Origin of the sequence: Mycolicibacterium sichuanense (assembly GCF_033741125.1) — a bacterium.
Classification (GTDB): domain Bacteria; phylum Actinomycetota; class Actinomycetes; order Mycobacteriales; family Mycobacteriaceae; genus Mycobacterium.
In genome coordinates this window covers 44,649-60,535 of the sequence record NZ_JAWQPU010000008.1, presented here as the reverse complement: position 1 = coordinate 60,535, position 15,887 = coordinate 44,649, and the positions used below count along the sequence as shown (strand labels likewise).

The window sequence follows — 15,887 nt, the reverse complement described above, 5'->3', positions numbered from 1 at the left end:
CGACGAACCGCCGTTGGGGCGGTTGCCCCTTACTGCTCGGCTCAATACCTCTGCCATGGACTCCCGTCGCGGTGTCGTGCGGTTGCATCCGGAAGCCCTTGCCGCCCTCGGCATCCGGGAATGGGACGCGGTATCGCTGACCGGGTCGCGCACCACGTCGGCGGTGGCGGGTCTGGCCGCGACCGGCACCCCCGCGGGGACCGCGTTGCTCGACGACGTGACGCTGTCCAATGCCGGGGTGAGGGAGGACACCGTCGTGCTGGTCGCCCCGGTCACGGTGTACGGCGCGCGGTCGGTGACGCTGAGCGGTTCCAAGCTGGCCACCCAGTCGATCTCGCCGGCCACGCTGCGCCTGGCCCTGCTCGGCAAGGTGATGACGGTCGGTGACACGGTGTCGCTGCTGCCGCGGGACCTCGGTCCCGGCACCTCGACGTCGGCCGCGTCCTCGGCGCTGACGGCGTCGGTGGGCATCACCTGGACCTCGGAGCTGCTGACGGTCACCGGGGTCGATCCCGCGGGTCCGGTCAGCGTGCAACCGAATTCGCTCGTCACCTGGGGCAACGGCAGCGCTCCCAGTGCCGAGCCCGCGGCCGGCCACGTCGTCACGCAGCCGGATCACGCGGTCGGTGCCCACCCGCCGGTGTCGGTCGACGACCTGCGGGGCGCCCACCTGCAGGCTGGCCGGCTCGCCGAGTGGCTCAAGCTCGCGCTCGACCAGCCGCAGCTGCTCCAAACCCTGGGTGCCAAGCCCAATCTGGGGGTGCTGGTGACCGGGCCGGCCGGCGTCGGCAAGGCCACGCTGGTGCGGGCGGTATGCGCCGAACGCCGTCTCGTCGAACTCGACGGCCCGGAGATCGGTGCGTTGCGCGCCGAGGACCGGCTCGCCAGCGTCGACTCGGCGGTCACCGCGGTGCGGGACGGCGGCGGGGTACTGCTGATCACCGACGTCGACGCCCTGCTGCCCGCGGCGGCCGAACCCGTGGCGACGCTGATCCTGACCGAGCTGCGTGCCGCGGTCGCGACGCCGGGGGTTGCCTTCATCGCGACGTCTGCGGTGCCCGACGCCGTGGACGCGAGATTGCGGGCACCGGACCTCTGCGACCGCGAGCTGGGCCTCACCCTGCCTGATGCCACCAGCCGCAAGGCGCTGCTCGATGCACTGCTGCGCGGTGTCCCGTCCTCGGGCCTGGAGCTCGACGAGATCAGCCAGCGTACACCGGGTTTCGTCGTCGCCGATCTGGCGGCGGTGGTGCGCGAGGCCGCACTGCGGGCTGCCGGCCGGGCCAGCACCGACGGGCAATCGCCCGCGCTGACCCAGGACGACCTCACCGGTGCCCTTTCGGTGATCCGGCCGCTGTCGCGTTCGGCCACCGAAGAGATCGCGGTCGGCTCGGTCACCCTCGACGACGTCGGCGACATGGTGCAGACCAAGCAGGCGCTCACCGAGGCCGTGCTGTGGCCGCTGCAGCATCCCGACACCTTCGCGCGCCTTGGCGTCCAGCCGCCGCGCGGCGTGCTGCTCTACGGCCCGCCCGGGTGCGGCAAGACGTTCGTGGTGCGGGCGCTGGCCAGCAGCGGCCGGCTGTCGGTACACGCGGTCAAGGGTGCCGAGCTGATGGAAAAGTGGGTCGGCGCCTCGGAGAAGGCCGTTCGCGAATTGTTCCGCCGCGCACGCGATTCCGCCCCGTCGCTGATCTTCCTCGACGAGATCGACGCGCTCGCCCCTCGACGCGGGCAGAGCTTCGACTCTGGCGTGACCGACCGCGTGGTCGCGGCGCTGCTCACCGAGCTCGACGGCATCGACCCGCTGCGCGACGTCGTCGTCCTCGGTGCCACCAACCGGCCGGACCTGATCGACCCTGCCCTGCTACGCCCGGGACGGCTGGAGAAGCTGGTCTTCGTCGAGCCGCCCGACGCGGCTGCGCGCAGGGACATCCTGCGCACCTCGGGCAAGTCGATCCCCCTGAGCGCCGAGGTGAACCTCGACGAGCTCGCCGATCAGCTCGACGGCTATAGCGCCGCCGATTGCGTTGCGCTGCTTCGGGAGTCCGCGCTGACGGCCATGCGGCGCTCCATCGACGCGGCCGACGTCACCGCCGCCGACGTCGAGCAGGCCAGGTCGACGGTGCGCCCGTCACTGGATTCGGCGCAGGTCGCCGCGCTGCGGGCGTTCTCCGAGAATCGCTGACCTCAGCCGCGTTCGGTGAGTTCGGCCAGTCGCGTCACCGAGGCCAGCAGTGCGTCGGCGTCGGTGGCCCGCGCGCGGACCATGCGCTTGGCGTCGGTGAGCTCCGACCAGTCGTAGGTGTGGGTGACCCGGGTGTGCGTGGCATCCAGCGGCTCGAGCTCCCAGCGCCACAGGTGCCCTGGCGGGGGTGAGCCGGGCTCGGAGGGCCGCCACGCGATGCGACGCCCCTCCTCGAACTCGACGACGTGGTTCTCCCGGACGCCGCCCTGGGTGATCGACATCAGGAAGACCTCGCCAACGCCGTGCACCCGTTGCCCGTCCGCGGCCTCGGCGAGGTTGTCGTTGCCGTCCCACTGCGGCTGCTGGGAGGGGTCGGCGATGAGTTCGAAGATGCGGTCGGCCGGCGCCGCCACGTCGACACTGGCGCGCGCGACCTTCTCGGTATCCATGCCGACATTCAACCGTGCACGGCGCATCCGTCGACACACTCCCATCGAGACATGTCGATATCGGGATGTCCCCGTCGCCGAGGTCGGCGTTCTAAATGACCAGCCCCCGGTGCGGCCGGCGACCATTAGGGCATTGGCACCGCGACCGTCGCCGGTGGCGCACCCGTAAACTGTCGGGAGAACGTAGCCCGCACGGCCTGATGCTCGTCGCGCGAGTGCTCAACGGAGTCTTCACTCCCGGCGCACGCGCTCATCGAAGGCTGACACCCCGATCGAGGACCGGAGTGCCATGCTCGCCATTCTCTACGCGCACGCGGCCGCCGCCGTCGTGGCGCCCGTCCTCGTGCACCGGTGGGGACGCCGCGCCTTCTACCTGCTCGCGCTCGTCCCGCTCGGCTCGCTGCCCTGGGTTGCACTGAACTGGCCGGGCCGCGGCGAGCAGACCGTGCACCTCGACTGGGTGCCGGAGCTGTCCATGGACATCACGTTCCGGTGCGATGCGCTGGCGGCGATCATGAGCGTGCTGGTGCTCGCGATCGGCGCACTGGTCCTCTTCTACTGCGCTGCGTACTTCCACCACCCGGACGGCCACACCGAGCGACGGTTGCCCAGCTTCGCCGCAGAGCTGGTGGCGTTCTCCGGAGCGATGTTCGGGCTCGTCGTCAGCGACAACACGTTGATGCTCTACCTGTTCTGGGAGCTCACGACCGTGCTGTCCTTCCTGCTGGTCGGGCACTACGCCGAACGCGCGACCAGCCGGCGCGCGGCCCTGCAGGCGCTGCTGGTCACCACCGCGGGCGGGCTGGCCATGCTGGTCGGCATCGTCGTCCTCGGCGAGCTGGCCGGCACCTACCGGCTCTCCGAGCTGATCGCCGCGCCACCCACCGGAACCGCGTCGGCGGTGGCCCTGGTGCTGGTGCTGGTCGGCGCGCTGTCGAAGTCGGCCATCGTGCCCTTCCACTTCTGGTTGCCCGGTGCCATGGCCGCGCCGACACCGGTCAGCGCGTACCTGCACGCGGCGGCGATGGTGAAGGCCGGCGTCTACCTCGTCGCCCGCATGACCCCCGGTTTCGCCGACTCGCCGGGCTGGCGGCCGGTCGTCGTCACCCTCGGCCTGGTGACCATGCTGCTCGCGGGGTGGCGCGCGGTGCGCGAGTACGACCTCAAGCTCATCCTGGCGTTCGGCACCGTCAGCCAGCTCGGGTTGATCACGCTGATGGTCGGCAGTGGCGGCGGGGACATGATGCTGGCCGGACTGGCGATGCTGTGCGCGCACGCCATGTTCAAGGCCGCGCTGTTCATGGTCGTCGGCATCATCGACCACGCCACCGGCACCAGGGACATCCGGCGGCTCGCCTGGCTTGGCGACCGGCAGCGGCCGCTGCTGATCATCGCCGTCGGGGCCACCGCCAGCATGGCCGCGCTGCCGCCCTTCCTCGGGTTCGTCGCCAAGGAAGCCGACCTCACCACGCTGGCCGAGAGCCCGTCGCTGGGCGCCGCTGCCCCCTACGTGCTGGCCGGCGTGGCGGTCGGGTCGGTGTTCACCACCATCTACAGCCTGCGGTTCCTGTACGGCGCGTTCGCACGCAAGGGCCGCCCCGAGCCAAGCCCTCGCGTCCTGGAGATGCACCGCCCCGCGGCGAGCTTCCTCGTCGCCCCCGCCCTGCTGGCGCTGGCCGGTTTGACCTTCGGCATCTGGCCGACGGGTTTGGATCACGTGCTCGACGAGTACGCCGACACCGTTCCCGGCGGCGCCGAATATCACCTCGCCCTGTGGCACGGCGTCAACTTGCCGCTGCTGGTGTCGATCGTGGTGCTCCTCGCCGGCGCCGTCGCGTTCTTCGCGCGCACGCGGCTGCGCCGCGCCAGGGTCGGCTACCTTCCCCTCGGCAACGCCGACCGCATCTACGACGCCGTGATCCGCGGCACCGACGTCTTCGCCGTCCGGCTCACCGCGCTCACCCAGCGCGGCTCGATCCCCGCCACGCAGGCCGTCATCCTGTCCACGCTGGTCCTGCTGCCGATCGTGATGCTGGTGCTGGGCGCGAGGGACCGGCCGCGGATGGAGCTGTGGGATTCGCCGCTGCAGGTGGTAGTCGGGTTCTTCATCCTCGCCGCGGCGCTGTCGGCGACCATGCTGCGCAACCGGCTGGCCGCGGTGCTGCTGGTCGGCGTGACGGGGTATGGCTGCGGCGCGATCTTCCTGTTCCACGGAGCACCCGACCTGGCCCTGACCCAGTTCCTCGTCGAGACGCTGACGCTGGTGATCTTCGTGCTCGTACTGCGGTCATTGCCCGCCGAGGCCGAGGCGGCCAACATCAGGCGGCACCGGCTGCCGCGGCTGGCGCTGTCGCTGGCCGTGGGTGCCAGTGTCACCACGCTCGCGGTGTTCGCGATGGCGGCCAGGACCACCACGCCGATCGCCGAGTTGCTGCCCGATGCCGCCTACTACCGCGGCCACGGTTCGAACACCGTCAACGTCCTGCTGGTCGACATTCGAGCCTGGGACACCATGGGTGAGATCTCGGTGCTGCTGGTGGCTGCGACGGGTGTCGCGTCGATGGTGTTCCGCAACCGGCGCTTTGGTACGGCCCCCCGCGTGGCGGACGCCGGGCAACCCGACATCGGCCGGATCCCCGTCCTGCCCACCAGCCCGGCCGTCGGTGACATCACCTGGCTGCGGGGCAGCGAGCTGCGCGACCCCCGCTACCGCTCACTGGTGCTGGAGGTCGCGACGCGGATCATCTTCCCGCTGATCATGGTGCTGTCGTTCTACTTCTTCTTCGCCGGGCACAACACCCCCGGCGGCGGGTTCGCCGGTGGCCTGACAGCGGGCCTGGCGCTGGTGTTGCGCTACCTGGCGGGTGGACGCTACGAACTCGGTGAGGCGCTGCCGGTCGACGCGGGCAAGGTGCTCGGCGCAGGCTTGACGCTGTCGGCGGGTACCGCGGTCACCTCGCTGCTACTTGGCGCGCCGGTACTGTCGTCGGCCGTCTTCGAGCTCGACGTTCCGGTGCTGGGGCACGTCAAGCTCGTCACCGCACTGTTCTTCGACCTCGGCGTGTACCTCATCGTGGTGGGTCTGGTTCTCGACGTGCTGCGCAGCCTCGGCGCGCGCGTCGACGTAGAGATGGCTGAGGCCCGATGACGACCTACCTGGTTCCGCTGATCCTCATCGGAGGGCTCACCAGCGCAGGCGTGTACCTGCTGCTGGAACGCAACCTGACGCGAATGTTGTTGGGGCTGTTGCTCGTCGGCAACGCCGTCAACCTGCTGATCCTGACCGTCGGCGGCCCGTCGGGCAATCCCCCGATCCGCGGGCGCAGCACCGACGGCGAGACCTCGACCGCTGACCCGTTGGCCCAAGGCATGATCCTCACCGCGATCGTCATCTCGATGGGTATCGCGGCCTTCGTGCTCGCGCTGACCTACCGGTCCTACCGGCTGTCGCGCGCCGAGGAGATCGCCAACGACCCGGAGGACACCCGCGTCTCGCAGCTGTCGGAGCGCAGCGCGGGGGCAATCGACGCCGACGTCCCCCAGCCCAACCGGCGGCTCGACACCGACGAACCCGACGAACTGGATGCGCTGCCCGGACACGAGGGGTCGCGATGATCGCCGCGGTCCTGACTCCCCTGCCCGTGCTGATTCCGACGCTGGCGGCGGCGGCCACGCTATTCGCCGGACGCAAGCCGCGGCTGCAGCGCGCCATCGCCGTGCTGGCGCTGATCGCCGTGGTCGCGGTCTGCGCGGCGCTGGTCTACTTCGCCGACCGCGGCGGAACCATCGCCGTGCAGGTCGGCGGCTGGGGCCAGTCGGTGCCGGGCATGGGCCCGCTCGGCATCACCCTGGTGGTGGACCGGTTGTCGTCGCTGATGCTGCTGGTGTCCGCGATCGTGCTGCTCGCGGTCGTGTTCTACGCCATCGGACAGGGCATCCGCGACGGTGACGAGCGCCAGCCGGTGTCGATCTTCCTGCCGACCTATCTGGTGCTGTCCGCGGGCGTCTGCACGGCGTTCCTGGCCGGCGACCTGTTCAACCTGTTCGTCGGGTTCGAGGTGCTGCTGTCGGCGAGCTTCGTGCTGCTGACCATCGGGGCGAGCGCCGACCGCGTACGGGCGGGCATCGCGTACGTGATGGTGTCGATGGTGTCGTCACTGATCTTCCTGATCGGCCTGGCGATGATCTACGCCGCGGCGGGCACGCTGAACATGGCCGAGCTGTCGGTGCGGCTCGACGACGTCCCGTCGGGTACGCGTAGTGCGATGTTCGCCGTGTTGATGGTCGCGTTCGGCATCAAGGCGGCGGTGTTCCCGCTGTCGACGTGGTTGCCGGACTCCTACCCGACCGCGCCGGCGCCAGTCACCGCGGTCTTCGCGGGGTTGCTGACGAAGGTCGGCGTGTATGCGATCATCCGGGCCCATTCGCTGCTGTTCCCCGGCGGCGCACTGGATCACGTGCTGCTGGTGGCCGCCCTGGTGACGATGCTGGTCGGGGTGTTCGGTGCGATCGCTCAGAGCGACATCAAGCGTCTGCTGTCCTTCACGCTGGTCAGCCACATCGGTTACATGGTCTTCGGCATCGCGCTCGGCAGCCAGCTCGGCATGTCCGGGGCGATCTACTACGTGGCCCACCACATCGTCGTGCAGACCACGCTGTTCCTGGTTGTCGGCCTGATCGAACGGCAGGCGGGCGCGTCGACCCTGCAGCGCCTGGGCGGGCTCGCCGCGGCCAGTCCCCTGCTGGCGCTGGTGTTCATCGTGCCGGCCCTCAATCTCGGTGGCATTCCGCCGTTCTCGGGCTTCATCGGCAAGGTGGCGCTGCTGCAGGCGGGGGCCAGGGACGGTTCGGTGCTGGCGTGGCTGTTGGTGGCGGGCAGCGTGGTGACGAGCCTGCTGACGCTGTACGTGATGGCCAGGGTGTGGACGAAGGCGTTCTGGCGGGCCAGAGTCGACGCGCCCGAGGGGGCGCTGGCCGACTTCGGGCCATCGGCGCTGCTCGACGACTCCGAGGAGGACATCGACTACTCCGACCGCGGTGACGTGGGCCGGATGCCGGTGGGCATGCTGGTCCCGACCGGGGCCCTCATCGCGGTCGGGTTGGCACTCACGGTCTTCGCCGGGCCGATCTTCGCGTTCAGCGAGCGGGCGGCGGCCGAGGTGCTCGACCGCGGGCAGTACGTATCGGCCGTATTGGGGCGGCCATGAGAAGGCTCCTACTGCGCGCCTGGGTGCTGTGCTGGCTCACGTTGGTGTGGATGCTGTTGTGGGGCAACGTCTCCGCCGCCAACGTACTCAGCGGGCTGCTGATCGCCCTGGTGATCACGGTCCTCCTACCACTGCCAGCCGTTCCGGTCGAGGGCAAGCTGCATCCGCTGTCGATGCTGCGGCTCATCGTGCTGGTGGCCTACTACCTGGTGTTGTCCTCGGCGCAGGTGGCGTGGCTGGCGATCAAGCCGGGTCCGCCGCCGCAGAGCGCCGTCCTGCGCGCGCACCTGGCCATCAAGTCCGATCTGGTACTGGCGCTGACGGTGAACGCACTCAACCTGATCCCGGGAGGAATCGTGCTGGAGATCGACCAGACCCGGCGCCTGATCTACGTGCACGTGATCGATGCCGGTTCGGAGAAGTCGGTGCAGCGGTTCTACCGCCAGGTGGCCGACGTGGAGCGTCTGATGATTGCGTCGTTCGAGCGAGGAGCCGACTGGCAGCCCTCGCCGGAGCGGGGGCTGGGCGAGGTAGCGCGGGAGGATCGCTCGTGAATACCGTCTGGACCATTGCGGCAGTGCTGCTGACCGCGGCCGCGGCCGTCACCATGTTCCGGCTGCTGGCCGGTCCGTCGACATTGGACCGACTGGTGGCCCTCGACACCTTCGTCGCCGTCATGATGTGCGCCATCGGCACGTGGGCCGCCTTCAGCCTGGACACCACGGTGACCTACAGCCTGACGGCGCTGGCTCTGATCAGCTTCGTCGGCTCGGTCAGCGTCGCGCGTTTCCGCGTCAGGGACGTGGACCAAGTAGTCACGGGCAAGCGTGCGGATGGAGAGGGCCGATGAGCGAGGTCCTCGACGTGCTGGCCGCGGTGCTGGTGCTGGCCGGCTCCGTGCTGGCGCTGACCGCGGCCATCGGCGTGGTGCGCTTTCCCGACACGCTCTCGCGCATGCACTCGGCGAGTAAGCCACAGGTGCTCGGCCTGCTACTGGTGCTGGGGGGCGCGGCGATCCGGCTGCGTGGGCACCCCGATGTCGGCATGCTGATCCTCGCCGGCCTGTTCACCGTCATCACCGCACCGGTGGTGGCCAACCGCGTCGGCCAGCTCGCGTACCGGGAGCAGAACTTCCGCGACGACCTGCTGACCAAGGACGAGATGGCCGACTTCGAGCCGGACTGACGGGTCGCGTCAGTCGTCCGGTGGTGTGGGTTCGTAGGGGTCGTACCACCACCAGTCGGCGCGTTCCCCGAGCGGCCCGCGGCATGGCGGGACATCCGGCGGAGGTGTGGTCGGCGGGCGGGCCAGCGAGGCGTTGGTCAACGGGGTGCCCTCGGCGTCGGTCACCAACAGGTCGTAGGCGGTGCCGGCGATCGTGAGGCCACCGCGGTGATGCAGTCGGTGATGGTACGGGCAGAGCAACACGAGGTTGGCGAGCTCGGTGGGGCCGCCGTCCTCCCAGTGCCGCACGTGATGAGCGTGCAGTCCGCGGGTGGCTCCGCACCCGGGGACCACGCAGCACCGGTCGCGGCGTTCGAGGGCTCGGCGTAGCCGGCGGCTGATCTGGCGGGTGTCGCGTCCCGCACCGATGACCCGGCCGTGGCGTTCGAACCAGACCTCACACGTGGTGTCACACAGCAGCAGGCGGCGTTCGTCGTCGGAGAGCAGTGACCCCAGATGCCAGGCCGCCGACCGGCTCTCCACGTCCAGATGCACGATCACGGTGGTCCGCTGCCCGTGCGGGCGCTGAGCCACGTCGGTGTCCCAGCCGGCCTGCACCACACCCAGGAACGCATCGACCCGATTCGGGAACGGCGGCCTCTGAAGGTCTTCGGAGTCGCCACCGGCGTCACTGGGATCGCGTTCCTCGCCGTGGTCGCGTCTCCACTGCGCGATCAACGCGTCGTGGTGCGACTGCACTGCGGCGTCGAACACCGCCGCCTCCGGGGGTGGCAGGGTGATCTTCCACGTCGTACCCGCGTCGCCTTCCCTCCGAATGAAGGAACGCTCCGGTTCCGGGCGCGGTTCAGGTTCGGGCTTGGGTTCCAGCTTGACCGCGGTCCGCAGCTGGCTGACCGTGGCCACCGACGCCAACTCCGCGTAATGATCATCGGAACCGGTCGCCGCGCCCGCGGCGATGACCCCGATCTGATCCAGCGAGAGGCGGCCTTGGACGGTGGCTTCGGCCAGGCGGGGGAATTCGTGCAGCCGGCGCGCCACCGTCACCAGGTTCGCCGCGTTGTGCGGGGAGATGCCCAGCTTCCAGGCCACCAGCGCCGGCACCGAGCGGGCGCCGGTGGAGCCCCAGATCCCGTCGCGGTCGATCTCGGCGGCGATCTGCGCCAGCCGGCCGTCGATGGCGTTGCGTTGCCCGGCGAGTTCCTCCATCTCGGCGAACAGCACCTCCAACCGCTCCTGAGGAGCCAAAGAGGTTGCCGCCGTGGACATACCACCATCAAAGCAGAGGGGTACGACAAGACACCGCTGCGCCGGTGGGCCGAATCGTGGCCAGGTCTCTGAAAGGATGGCCCGATGTCTCCGCGGATGGACCCCGCCGTGCGCGTGGTGAGCATTAGGCCCTCCCTCGGAGCTGCGGAGTATCCGGTGCTCGCTGCGATCTGGCGTGGGGCCGTGGACGCGACGCACGACTTCCTTGCAGAAGCGGATCGAGACGAGATCGAAGCCAGATTGCAGTCCGACTACCTTCCGGCAGTCGTGCTCTCAGTCGCAGAGCGTGATGGCCGACCGGTGGGATTCTCGGGCGTGCTCGAGGAAACGCTGGAGATGCTGTTCGTTGATGCGACGCAACGCGACGGTGGAATCGGCACCGCGCTTCTCGCCCATGCGATCAGCGAGCATGGCGTCACCAAGGTTGATGTCAACGAGCAGAACGTCTCGGCTGCAGGCTTCTACGCTCACCGTGGATTCGAGGTCGTCGGTCGCAGCGAGACGGACGAGGCCGGTCGGCCCTACCCGTTGCTCCATCTGAGCCTCAGTAGGCCGTCCGCGCTCGACGACACGACCTAGAGATTCACCCCTGCGCCACCAAGATGGGTTTGGCCACACGCCCTAGTCGCCACCGTCGGCGGCGAGTTGGAACTCGATCATCGCGGCGACTGTCTCGACGGCGTCGCGCAGGGCGTCCAGACGTGCCGCCGCCGACGGCGCCTCGAGCACCGAGTAGCGGTCGGCCTGGCCCATGGGTACCCGAGATGCCAACGCGTACAACCGCGCTCCCGCGTCCTGGCCGGGCTCTGGCTCACCGAGCAACTCCTGCTTCGGCGGCAGGGTGGCCTGCCGAGCGGTAGCGATCCGCTCGAAGATCTCCATCACCCGGTCCTCGACGACTCCGATGTCCCCACCGGTGACGGTGCTTCCCGGCTCGTCGGGCCAGGGCTCGACGTCGGCCCGCGGGAAGGGGTCGTCGTCGAGCCACGAGAGCACCCGAATGCGCTCACCCATCTCGCAGTCCAGGCGGTAGTGGCCATCCCCGAAGTCCTGATACTCCACGATGCGGGCCATCGAACCGACCTCGCACCGAGCATCGTCGCCACCTACCTCGCGGCCGGCCGCGATCAGCACGACTCCGAATTCCCGTGTGCTGTCCAGACATTCGCGTACCAGGGCACTGTAGCGCGGCTCGAAGACGCGCAGCGGCAGGTCCTCCCCCGGCAGGCGGACCGACTCCAGCGGGAACATCGGTCGAATGGTCATGGTAGGCCTAGAGAACCAGCTCGGCGATCAGCGCATCGACGACGGCCCGCAGGTCCCCGTCGTTGTCCTCGGCGACCCGGCGCTGACGTTGATAGGACGCTCCCACAGCGTAGATGTCGGCCACCTGGGCGAGTTCGTCGGCACAGTTCAGCGACCGGGCGACGGGCTCGAGCCGGTTCAGCAGATCGTCGAGGTCCTCGGTGACCAGCCGTTCGTTGCTCTCCTCGTCGAGGATGATCACCGCGTCCAGGCCGTAGCGCGCAGCGCGCCACTTGTTCTCCTGCACATGCCAGGGCGGCATCGTGGGCAGGTGTTCACCTGCGTCGAGCCGACGGTCGAGGTCGACGATCAGACAGTGGGTCAACGCGACGAGCGCGCCCAATTCGGCGATGTTGGACACCCCGTCGAAGATGCGCACCTCGATGGTGCCGAGATGCGGCGAAGGGCGGATGTCCCAACGGATCTCGTTCATGTGATCGATGATGCCGGTCTTCTTCTGATCGTGGACGAACTGCTCGAACTGCGACCACTCCTGGAAGTGGAAGGGCAGACCCGCGGTCGGCAGCTGCTGGAACATCATGGCGCGGTTGCTGGCGTATCCGGTGTCGTCGCCGTCCCAGAACGGTGAGGACGCCGATAGTGCCAGCAGGTGCGGGTACTGGTTCAGCAGGGAGGTGATGATCGGCATCACCTTGTGCGCCGAGGACACCCCGACGTGCACGTGCACGCCCCAGATCAACATCTGCCTGCCCCACCACTGCGTCCGCTTGATCAGCTCGGCGTAGCGCGGCGCGTCGGTCAACTTCTGCGCCGACCACTTCGCGAAGGGGTGGGTGCCGGCGCAGAACAGGTCCATGCCCCTGGCGTGCACGATCCGCCGCGCAGGCGCCAGCGTCGTGCGCAGGTCGTCCATCGCCTCGCCGACGTCGTCGCAGATGCCCGTCACGACCTCGACGGTGTTGCGGAGCAGCTCCTTGTGCACTCGGGGGCTCTCACCGATCTCGGCGATGACCGCGGCCGCTTCGTTGCTCAGATCGCGGGTGTGCAGATCGACGAGCGCAAACTCCCACTCGACGCCGAGGGTCGGCCGGGCCGAGCCGGCGAAGTCGATCCGCTGCGGCCGCGAACCGGACACCGAATCACTCGGGAGAGATGACACCACACGCCACCCGCTTGCCGGCGTCACCGGTGGCCATCGTCGTTTCGTCGGGTCCAGGCGTGCCGTTGACCTGCTGGTAGCGCTCCGGCGGGATGTTGGCGAAGTTGTCGGCCTTCTCGTGGATGATGATGGCCGTCTTCTGGCCGGCGAGCAGGTCCGCCGCGGTGAACGCGTCGGTGGTGGTCACCAGCATCGCCGAGCCGTCGCCGCGCACCTGCAGCGAGGCCAGGTCACCGCTGGCCGGATGCGACGTGTGCCCGCCGACCTGGAAGTGCGCGCCCGCGGAGTTGAAGTCGCCGGGCGCGCCGCCGGTCGGGGCGACCGAGGCGGGTTCGCACTTGCCGACGGAGTGGATGTGCAGACCGTGGAAGCCGGGCGTCAACTGGCCGGCGGCGGTGGTCTTGACGGTGAGGGTGGCGTACCCCCCGGAGAACACGATCTCGGCGCTGGCCACCGACGTGCCGTCGGCCGTCTTGATGTCGGCGCTCAGCTTCTCACCGGTGGGCGCGGCGGAGGGCTCTGCGGCCGAACCCTCGGCACCGGCCGAGGGCGGCGGTGATCCCGTCCACACCGGAGGAGTGGTGCCGGGCTGCGTGGCGACCGGCTCGTTGGGCGAGCAGGCGCTGGCGATCGGAACGATGAGTGCCGCGGCGGCGAGGATGCGAAGCGGGGCAGAGATCGGCATGTCGGAGAGCCTAACTGGTGACGGCCACGATCACGCCGGGCGGTTGGTCCGCGACCGCGGGCGTCCTGGGTTCCACCGGCGCCTGGAGCAGGTTGCCGATCTCCTCGGCCGCCTCCTTCTCACCCGCCGCCTGTCCGTAGTACACGGTCGTCGCCGTGACGCCCTCCAGCGCGAGGTTGCCGGTCTCGGCGACGTTCCACTGGGCATCGCGCAGCCGAGTCGCCGTCTGCTCGGCCAGACCGGCGACGTCGGACAGGTTGTAGACGCGCACGGCGGGCTTGGCGGCCGCGGGGGCCGACGTAGTCGCCGCCGGTGCCGACGTCGTCGTCGCAGTGGTGGACGTCGACGAACTGCCTGCGTCGTCACCCGACCCCATCGCCTGGAAGCCGACCAGCAGAAAGACCACACCCAGGAACAGCAGCACCATGACCATGGCGCGGAGTGGCAACCCGGAGGAGTCTCGTTGATTCATCGGTCTCACTGTATCCAGGTCGCCTCGCGAGGCGAAAACCTCAGGTATCGGTCGGGTGACGACTCGGGTGATGGCTCAGGTGACGTCGAAGCCAAGCCGGCGCGCCGCGCGCGCCTTCTGCCGGCTGGCTCGCATCCTGCGTAGCCGCTTGACCAGCATCGGATCCGCCACGAGCGCCTCGGGACGTTCGATGAGCGCGTTGAGTACCTGGTAGTAGCGCGTCGCCGACATGGAGAACAACTCCTTGATGGCATCTTCCTTGGAACCGGCGTACTTCCACCACTGCCGCTCGAACGCAAGGATGTCATGCTCGCGGCGAGTGAGACCGTCCGCGAGAGCCGCGTCGTCCCCGGACTTTTCAGTCCGCGCAATGGCGCCGTCCATTTGCTCTCTGGACCCTTCCCCGCACTCGAGACATTCCTGTGGTGTCGGGCAACATTGAACCACGGCAGACCCGCTTGAGCCGTGAGCGTTACCCGCGAGTCGGCCGACTGGAAGTCGCTGACTAATCTTCCCGCATGGCCGTCGTACCGATCCGCATCGTGGGAGATCCCGTCCTGCACACCGCGACCAGTCCGATCCCCGTCGCAGACGACGGATCCCTGCCCGCAGACCTGGCGGACCTCATCACCGATCTATACGAGACGATGGACGCCGCCAACGGTGTCGGCTTGGCTGCCAACCAGATCGGCGTCGCCAAGCGAGTCTTCGTCTATGACTGCGCCGACGAGCGTGGCCGGGCCGCCCGCCGGCGCGGGGTGGTGATCAACCCGGTACTGGAGACCTCCGAGGTCCCCGAGACCATGCCCGACCCCGACAACGACGACGAGGGTTGCCTGTCGGTCCCCGGCGAGTCCTTCCCCACCGGACGGGCCAGTTGGGCGCGGGTCACCGGCCTCGACGCGGACGGCACGCCGATCACGCTGGAGGGCACCGGACTGTTTGCTCGGATGCTGCAGCACGAGACCGGCCACCTGGACGGCTTCCTGTACCTGGACCGGCTCATCGGCCGGCACGCCCGCGCGGCCAAGCGCAGCGTGAAGTCCAACGGCTGGGGTGTGCCCGGACTGTCGTGGACGCCCGGCGAGGATCCCGACCCGTTCGGCCACTGATGCCATGACCGACGTACCCGAGGTAGGTACCCGGGTCAGCCTGCGATACCGCCTGCCCGCCGGTTCGGTGCCACCGCTGAGCGACGTGGTGGGGCACGTGGTCGAGGCAGGCCCCGTGCTCATGGTGCGCGACAAGCACGGCGAGACGACGACCATCGCACGCGAGGACGTCGTCTATCTACGGTCGTTGTCGGCCGCCCCGGTGCGCAACCGCGACATCCGCAACCTGGAGCACGCCGCCGCCCTCGGGTGGCCGGGCGTCGAACGGCAGTGGCTCGACGGGTGGCTGCTGCGATACGGCCACGGCAGCACCCGGCGGGCCAACTCCGCGGTGCCGCTGCTGCCCACTCCCAGCCAGGACCTGGGCGCCATCGCGGACTGGTACACCGCGCGCGGGGTGCCGCCGCTGCTCGCCGTCCCCGACCGGCTCCTGCGCGTCCCTCCCGAATTGCCAACCGGCGGTGAGAACATCGTCATGACAAGGCATTTGACCGAGCCCGTCGCGGGGCCGTCCGGCGTGACGCTGACCGCCCAGCCCGACGACGACTGGCTGGCCGCACATCCGCGCAAGGTGCCGGTCGACGTCCTGACCGCCGTCGTCGACGGCGAGCTGGCCTTCGCGAGCGTCCCCGGTGCCGCTGTCGGCCGCGGGGCGATCACGGTCGCGCCCGACCACACCCGGTGGGCCGGCCTGTCCTCGGTGCACGTCGCCGAGCAGGCCCGGCGCCGGGGACTGGGCCGCACGCTGTGCGAGGCGCTGCTGACGTGGGCGGCCGAGCACGGCGCCGACCGCGCCTACGTGCAGGTGCTCGCCGAGAACATCCCCGCGATCAGGCTCTACGAGTCGATGGGCTTCGGTGAGCACCACCGGTCGCGCTACGTGTCGCTAGGGTAGCCG

Annotated in this window: 17 protein-coding genes; 10 read left to right on the top strand and 7 right to left on the bottom strand. The window is 69.5% G+C overall.

Going from position 1 to position 15,887, the window contains the following annotated elements; genetic code table 11:
• The first annotated feature begins 55 nt into the window (after positions 1-55).
• On the top strand, positions 56-2,188 hold the full coding sequence (locus tag SBI80_RS22730; RefSeq protein ID WP_318977235.1) for an AAA family ATPase: 2,133 nt from the start codon (positions 56-58) through the stop codon (positions 2,186-2,188).
• 2 nt (positions 2,189-2,190) lie between these two features.
• Here SBI80_RS22730 and SBI80_RS22725 read toward each other — a convergent pair whose 3' ends face one another.
• The gene (locus SBI80_RS22725) at positions 2,191-2,637 is read right to left on the bottom strand and encodes an SRPBCC family protein (protein WP_318977103.1); all 447 of its coding nucleotides are present in this window, start codon (positions 2,635-2,637) and stop codon (positions 2,191-2,193) included.
• A gap of 289 nt (positions 2,638-2,926) precedes the next feature.
• Here SBI80_RS22725 and SBI80_RS22720 point away from each other — a divergent pair, with 289 nt between their 5' ends.
• The 6 genes from SBI80_RS22720 to SBI80_RS22695 are packed head-to-tail and all read left to right on the top strand — an operon-like array spanning position 2,927 to position 9,029.
• A complete protein-coding gene (locus tag SBI80_RS22720) occupies positions 2,927-5,785 on the top strand; it encodes a Na+/H+ antiporter subunit A (RefSeq protein ID WP_318977102.1) in 2,859 nt (952 codons plus the stop codon).
• Positions 5,782-6,252, top strand: a complete 471-nt coding sequence (locus SBI80_RS22715) for a Na(+)/H(+) antiporter subunit C (protein WP_318977101.1) — start codon at positions 5,782-5,784, stop codon at positions 6,250-6,252. The genes SBI80_RS22720 and SBI80_RS22715 overlap by 4 nt, the downstream gene beginning before the upstream one ends.
• Positions 6,249-7,844: a Na+/H+ antiporter subunit D gene (locus SBI80_RS22710; protein ID WP_318977100.1), complete on the top strand. Its 1,596-nt coding sequence runs from the start codon at positions 6,249-6,251 to the stop codon at positions 7,842-7,844. The genes SBI80_RS22715 and SBI80_RS22710 overlap by 4 nt, the downstream gene beginning before the upstream one ends.
• The gene (locus SBI80_RS22705) at positions 7,841-8,398 is read left to right on the top strand and encodes a Na+/H+ antiporter subunit E (protein WP_318977099.1); all 558 of its coding nucleotides are present in this window, start codon (positions 7,841-7,843) and stop codon (positions 8,396-8,398) included. The genes SBI80_RS22710 and SBI80_RS22705 overlap by 4 nt, the downstream gene beginning before the upstream one ends.
• The gene (locus SBI80_RS22700; protein ID WP_318977098.1) at positions 8,395-8,694 is read left to right on the top strand and encodes a monovalent cation/H+ antiporter complex subunit F; all 300 of its coding nucleotides are present in this window, start codon (positions 8,395-8,397) and stop codon (positions 8,692-8,694) included. Before SBI80_RS22705 ends, SBI80_RS22700 begins: the two co-directional genes overlap by 4 nt.
• The gene (locus tag SBI80_RS22695; protein WP_318977097.1) at positions 8,691-9,029 is read left to right on the top strand and encodes a monovalent cation/H(+) antiporter subunit G; all 339 of its coding nucleotides are present in this window, start codon (positions 8,691-8,693) and stop codon (positions 9,027-9,029) included. Before SBI80_RS22700 ends, SBI80_RS22695 begins: the two co-directional genes overlap by 4 nt.
• A 9-nt stretch (positions 9,030-9,038) precedes the next feature.
• Here SBI80_RS22695 and SBI80_RS22690 read toward each other — a convergent pair whose 3' ends face one another.
• Positions 9,039-10,295: an HNH endonuclease signature motif containing protein gene (locus SBI80_RS22690; RefSeq protein ID WP_318977096.1), complete on the bottom strand. Its 1,257-nt coding sequence runs from the start codon at positions 10,293-10,295 to the stop codon at positions 9,039-9,041.
• 84 nt (positions 10,296-10,379) lie between these two features.
• On the opposite strand from SBI80_RS22690, the gene SBI80_RS22685 reads away from it, so the two are divergent.
• Positions 10,380-10,874, top strand: a complete 495-nt coding sequence (locus tag SBI80_RS22685) for an acetyltransferase (RefSeq protein WP_318977095.1) — start codon at positions 10,380-10,382, stop codon at positions 10,872-10,874.
• Positions 10,875-10,916: 42 nt separating this feature from the next.
• Here the strand turns inward: SBI80_RS22685 and SBI80_RS22680 are convergent, their stop codons facing one another.
• The 5 genes from SBI80_RS22680 to napA form a co-directional block, all read right to left on the bottom strand.
• On the bottom strand, positions 10,917-11,561 hold the full coding sequence (locus SBI80_RS22680; protein WP_318977094.1) for an LON peptidase substrate-binding domain-containing protein: 645 nt from the start codon (positions 11,559-11,561) through the stop codon (positions 10,917-10,919).
• A 7-nt stretch (positions 11,562-11,568) separates the two neighbouring features.
• On the bottom strand, positions 11,569-12,720 hold the full coding sequence (locus SBI80_RS22675) for a glutamate--cysteine ligase (protein WP_318977093.1): 1,152 nt from the start codon (positions 12,718-12,720) through the stop codon (positions 11,569-11,571).
• Complete coding sequence (gene sodC / locus SBI80_RS22670; RefSeq protein WP_318977092.1) at positions 12,701-13,405, bottom strand: superoxide dismutase[Cu-Zn]; 705 nt, start codon at positions 13,403-13,405, stop codon at positions 12,701-12,703. The genes SBI80_RS22675 and sodC overlap by 20 nt, the downstream gene beginning before the upstream one ends.
• A gap of 10 nt (positions 13,406-13,415) precedes the next feature.
• On the bottom strand, positions 13,416-13,877 hold the full coding sequence (locus tag SBI80_RS22665; protein WP_318977091.1) for a LytR C-terminal domain-containing protein: 462 nt from the start codon (positions 13,875-13,877) through the stop codon (positions 13,416-13,418).
• A 75-nt stretch (positions 13,878-13,952) separates the two neighbouring features.
• Complete coding sequence (gene napA / locus SBI80_RS22660; RefSeq protein WP_318977090.1) at positions 13,953-14,261, bottom strand: nucleoid-associated protein NapA; 309 nt, start codon at positions 14,259-14,261, stop codon at positions 13,953-13,955.
• Positions 14,262-14,395: 134 nt separating this feature from the next.
• Here napA and SBI80_RS22655 point away from each other — a divergent pair, with 134 nt between their 5' ends.
• The gene (locus tag SBI80_RS22655; RefSeq protein ID WP_318977089.1) at positions 14,396-14,989 is read left to right on the top strand and encodes a peptide deformylase; all 594 of its coding nucleotides are present in this window, start codon (positions 14,396-14,398) and stop codon (positions 14,987-14,989) included.
• 4 nt (positions 14,990-14,993) lie between these two features.
• The gene (locus SBI80_RS22650; protein WP_318977088.1) at positions 14,994-15,884 is read left to right on the top strand and encodes an N-acetylglutamate synthase, CG3035 family; all 891 of its coding nucleotides are present in this window, start codon (positions 14,994-14,996) and stop codon (positions 15,882-15,884) included.
• Positions 15,885-15,887 lie beyond the last annotated feature (3 nt).